Annotated in this window: 5 protein-coding genes and 1 pseudogene; 3 read left to right on the forward strand and 3 right to left on the reverse strand. The window is 61.1% G+C overall.

The window, feature by feature from the left end:
• Positions 1 to 139, forward strand: a pseudogene (locus BMY84_RS30755) (TIGR02281 family clan AA aspartic protease); the annotation flags it as partial.
• Positions 140 to 202: 63 nt separating this feature from the next.
• On the forward strand, positions 203 to 1627 hold the full coding sequence (locus BMY84_RS28690; RefSeq protein WP_371262471.1) for a L,D-transpeptidase family protein: 1425 nt from the start codon (positions 203 to 205) through the stop codon (positions 1625 to 1627).
• 8 nt (positions 1628 to 1635) lie between these two features.
• On the opposite strand, the gene BMY84_RS28695 is transcribed toward BMY84_RS28690, so the two are convergent.
• Positions 1636 to 2181 (reverse strand): DUF882 domain-containing protein, encoded by a 546-nt coding sequence (locus BMY84_RS28695; RefSeq protein WP_093088555.1) that lies wholly within the window; start codon positions 2179 to 2181, stop codon positions 1636 to 1638.
• A 140-nt stretch (positions 2182 to 2321) separates the two neighbouring features.
• Between BMY84_RS28695 and BMY84_RS28700 the strand changes: the two genes are divergently transcribed.
• A complete protein-coding gene (locus BMY84_RS28700) occupies positions 2322 to 3305 on the forward strand; it encodes a L,D-transpeptidase family protein (protein WP_093088557.1) in 984 nt (327 codons plus the stop codon).
• Positions 3306 to 3312: 7 nt separating this feature from the next.
• Here the strand turns inward: BMY84_RS28700 and BMY84_RS28705 are convergent, their stop codons facing one another.
• Positions 3313 to 4185, reverse strand: coding sequence for a formate/nitrite transporter family protein (locus BMY84_RS28705; RefSeq protein WP_093088558.1), 873 nt, complete (start codon positions 4183 to 4185; stop codon positions 3313 to 3315).
• Between the two features lie 66 nt (positions 4186 to 4251).
• The gene (locus BMY84_RS28710) at positions 4252 to 4908 is read right to left on the reverse strand and encodes a sigma-70 family RNA polymerase sigma factor (RefSeq protein WP_093088561.1); all 657 of its coding nucleotides are present in this window, start codon (positions 4906 to 4908) and stop codon (positions 4252 to 4254) included.
• Positions 4909 to 4954: the final 46 nt, after the last annotated feature.

The following is a 4954-nucleotide window of genomic DNA, read 5'->3' on the forward strand; positions in this document are numbered from 1 at the left end:
CATACAAGCGCGCAACCTCAAGACCGTCATTTCTCCTGCGCTTGGCCCGGTGGACATATTGGGCATGAACTTTCTGTCGCAACTCGCCTCCTGGCACGTCGAAGGCAGAACTTTGATCCTGGTTCCCACATCGCCCTGATCGCGCAGCATGACGGAGCGCAAATCGCCGTGGCGCGTTGAACATATCCGACGTGAAAGGGATATGATGCTGCGCCGATTTCTGATTGCTGGTTCGATCCTTGCCCTGTCCCTGCCACTCGTCGCCTGCGACGTCGCCACGACACAGAACGGCACGGCATCGGCTGGGCAGGTAGAGTGGACGGACGGCAATCTGCGCCAGTTGCGCGAAGCGATCGACCACCGTGCCCAGCATGGACTCGACCATCTCAAGTTCGAGGCCAAGGGCGACGGACCGGCGGCGCAGACGGAGCTTGCGCTGCGTTATGCCGCAGCCCTCGCTCATGGCGCGAGCGACCCCACAAAACTCTACGACGTATACACGGTTCCGCGCCCGAACCTTGATCTGCGCGCGGGCCTGACCAAGGCGATGGCGGATGGCAAGCTATCCGACTGGTTGGAAAGCCTTGCGCCGCAGAGCGAGGAATATCGCGCGCTCTCCAAAGCCTATGTGGCGCTGAGCCGGCAGGCTGACGCGCCCGCTACGGCTATCCCTGCCACGAGCAAAGCCATCGAGCCGGGACAGAGCGATGGCCGCATTCCCGCCATCGCGCGACAACTGGTCGCGTCCGACTATCTCGACAAGGGGCAGGCGGGCGGCGAGCGCTACAGCGAGCCGATGGTGCAGGCGATCAAACGGATACAGCAGGATTTCGGCATCAAGCCTGACGGTTCGATCGGCAGTCAGGCACTGGAAATCCTGAACCTGTCCGATGCCGATCGCGCGCGCGCCATCGCCGTCGCCATGGAGCGCACGCGCTGGCTCGATCGCAATCCGCCCGCCACGCGGATCGACGTCAACCTAGCCGCCGCGCGCCTGAGTTACTGGCGCGACGGCAAGCTCGCCAATGTCCGCAAGGTCGTGGTTGGCGAGCCTGACACCGAAACCCCGCAGCTTGGATCACCCATCTATCGGCTGGTGGCGAACCCGACCTGGACCGTGCCCCGCTCGATCGAACAGAAGGAGATTGCCGGCAAGGGCGCGGCCTATCTGCGGCGCAACAATATGGTGCGCAAGGATGGGTGGATCGTCCAGCAGCCCGGACCCAAAAATTCGCTTGGCCTCGTCAAGTTCGACATGAAGAACGAGCATCAGATTTATCTGCACGATACCCCAGCGAAGCAACTGTTCGCAGAGGTGCAGCGTCAGCGCAGCCATGGCTGCGTCCGGGTCGAGGATGCGGAGGGCTTTGCCGCAATGCTGGCGCAGGACGCGGGCATCAAGGATCAGTGGTACAAAGCTCGCGCGACGGGGAAGGAGAGCTTCGTCCCCCTGCCCCGCGAGATACCGGTGCGCCTGCTCTACCAGACCGTGCTGTTCGATGATCAGGGCGAGCCTGTCGTGCGCGCCGATCCTTATGGCTGGAACGACAGGGTCTTGGTCGCGCTCGGCTTCAAGGCTGGCAGCGGCGCTCGGCTGCGCGGATCAGGGGCCGATATCGGCCCCTGACACCCGACCTAATTGCCATTCCAGCGGCGGACTGGCCCGGTATCGACATGGACGAACCCGTCATCGGGATAATAGCCGACGCCTCCCGCCTTCAGGGACAGTGCCGCTTTCTGAAGGTTGGCAAGACGGACATTGCGAAGCTGGATGTCCACTGCCTTCCCCCGCATATGCTGGCTCTTCGACGCAACACCATGGCTGCCGCGATGCAGCCGGGCGTTGGTTTTCGGTGAGCGATAGCCGGAGATCAGCGTGAAATAAGCCCGCTTATCCGCGCCGGTCGCCGCATGCAGTTGAACCAGCGTATCGAACAGATCGGTGTCCATGCGGGTCACTTCCCCGGTGCGCCAGTCGCGCAGGAAATGATTGAGTTCCGCAATCCCCGAAGCCCGCAAACGTCCGCCCGAAAAATAGCAGACGTCCACCTTTTCCCCATTGTGCGCATTGCGAAACAACAGGCGCCGCTCCGGCAGAGCGGCCCATGTGGTGGCAGGAAAAAGCTGCGCCGCACCACAAGCAGCGGCGCCCAGCAGCACCGCCCGTCTATCCATCAACATGTAAGTCGTTCGTCCCGAAATCGTGTCAGGGAGATAAAGCCGCACCCGCGCGTTACTTATCTCACTGAGATATAGGGTGCATTTTCCGGATGAAAAGACGGGTTCCATGGCACTGTCTGATTTTGGCCACCGCTGGCCTTATGCAGGCGACCGCGGGCGCACAGGTACCGGACCCGGCCGCAGCGCCGGCTACCGCCTTTCGGGCGACCAACATCGATCCATCCATATTTCGCGTTCAGGTCCAGTTGGACCGGGCGGGCTTTGGCCCAGGGGTCATCGACGGGCGTAAGGGGCGCTTCTTTACAGCAGCGGTGAAGGGCTATCAGGCTGCGCAAGGCCTGACACAATCGGGCGAGCTTGATGATGCGACACGGGCCGCCCTCGACAAGGATGATGCCCCTGCGCTCATGACCATGGTGCTGAAGGATGATGCCCTCGCGGCCGACTTCACGCCCGACATTCCTGCAAAGATCGTCGATCAGGCCGCCCTGCCCAATCTGGGCTACCGCGATATCGTCGAACGGCTTGCCGAGCGATTTCATACGACGCCGCAGCTTCTGCTCGCGCTCAATCCCGCACTCAAGGTGCCGCAGGCCGGCATGGAACTGCGACTGCCAAGCCTGATCCCGGCCGATCGCGCCTATGACAATAGTCTGTCACCCCAATGGCGCGACACGCTTGCGACGCTCAACATCAGCTCGCAGCAACCCCAGGCCGCGAAGATCATCGTCGACAAGTCCGAAAGCCTGCTCAAGGTTTTTGACGCTCAGGACCGTCTCGTCGCGCAATTTCCCGCGACGACCGGAAGCGACCATGACCCCCTGCCGATCGGCCGATGGGCCATCGAGGCGATCGCCTTCCTGCCGACCTATCATTATAATCCGGACCTGTTCTGGGATGCCGCCGAAAGTGACGGGAAAGCCGTGTTGCAGCCCGGTCCCAACAATCCCGTCGGCGTAGTGTGGATCGACCTCGACAAGCCCCATTATGGCATTCATGGGACGCCCGAACCATCGCGGATCGGACGCTCGCAAAGCCATGGTTGCGTTCGCCTGAGCAATTGGGATGCGGCGCGTCTGGCGCAGATGACCAGTACTTCAACGCAGGTCATTTTTCAGGAATGAGAACTCGTTAGTTTTTCTCGTCCGCTGCCTCGCTATCACCCCGCATCTGGCCATGCGCCAACACTGCGAAGAGACCGGTGCCTCCGATGATGTTCCCGGCAAGCGCTGGGAGAAGAAAGTCGAGCAGCATGTCCGCAACGGTCATGGAACCGTTCAGCCAGAGAAAGGCAGTCTGCGAAAAGCCGGTCACAACATGACTGAAGCCGCCAAGCGCGATGACATAGGTTAATAAAGAGATGACCCAGAATTCACTGCCTTTTGCATTGGGCAGGAGCCAGGCGATGGATGCCATCAAGAAGCCCGCCGGGATACCCAGAGTCAGCGTCTTGAAGCCCTCCTGCGCGGGTAGCTTTTGCAGGATATCGATCGCGATGAGCCTTTGCTCATGCGTGATGATGATCTCTCCCGCCATCAGCGCGACCACGACCAACACACCGATCAGGTTTGCGCTCAATACGACAGACCATAGCCTTGCAAGCCGCGCCAGCCCGGCAATGCCAGGCCGTGCGGCCACGGGGAGCACGGCAGTTACCGTACTCTCGGTAAAAAGCTGTAGCCGTCCCATAATGACGATCACATAGCCGACGGGATAGCCCAGCAGATAGACCAGCTCGGCCCAGCGCTCATCGGGCAGTCGCATGCGAAGATAGAGTTCAGCCAGCAGCGATATGGTGATGGCGAGACCGGCCGCGAGGCCGGAGAGCATCAACGCGACGACCGGCCTCGCCAGTTCCTCCTCGCCCTGGAGCCGCACAGCCTCATGCACTACCATGTGCGAGCTGGCCTGGCGCCGCCGGACCTCCTGCGCTTCATCGGGCGACAGCGCTTCATCCGGTGCGCTGGGATCGTCCGCCAGTGGCTGAGCTTGATCAGATGTCATTGGCTATGGCCCTGACGAAACCGAGAAGCAGGGCCGGGTCGAACCTTGCTCCGCTTCATCATCCGCTCAGGCGGCCAGTGCCAGCAGCCCTGACACATCAGGTCGCGTTGACTGACGGGTCTGGATCCTGTCGAGATAAGCGAAGATGCTGACAACGGCATCTTCTTCATTGTCAAAATCGCCGCGCGCGGTTTCGAGAACCCCACCATTCATCAAGGCGTCCAACGCCATACGCGCTCGGGCCACGCGGCTCTTGACCGTGCCGATGGCGACCCCCGTGATTTCAGCGGTTTCTTCGTAGGAGATTCCACCGGCCCCGACGAGGATCAACGCTTCGCGCTGCGGCTCCGGCAACTGCATAAGCGCACGCATGAGGTCACGCAGTTCAATGCTGGTATCCTGCGAAACGGGCGCGGCCAGAACACGGTCTGCCACCAAGTCATCCCATTCGCCGGTGAAGCGGCGGCGACGTGTCAGGCTGAAATAATGATTGCGCAGGATCGTGAACGTCCATGCACGGAAATTCGTGCCAGCGACATAGCGTTGCCGGGCAGCCCAGGTCTTCATCATCGTTTCCTGGACAAGGTCGTCCGCCAGATCGTGATTTCCGCAAAGACTACGGGCGAAGGCGCGTAACTGCGGGATAACCCTGGTCAATTCTGCTTTGAAGGCGACATCGGAAAGACGGGCAGGCTCAGCCTGCGATGCGATGGTGTCCGACATATAATCCCCTTCAAAACTATTCGAGAAGAAGAACATTTCGATAGGG

Source organism: Sphingobium sp. AP50 (assembly GCF_900109095.1).
In the GTDB taxonomy this organism is placed as follows: domain Bacteria; phylum Pseudomonadota; class Alphaproteobacteria; order Sphingomonadales; family Sphingomonadaceae; genus Sphingobium.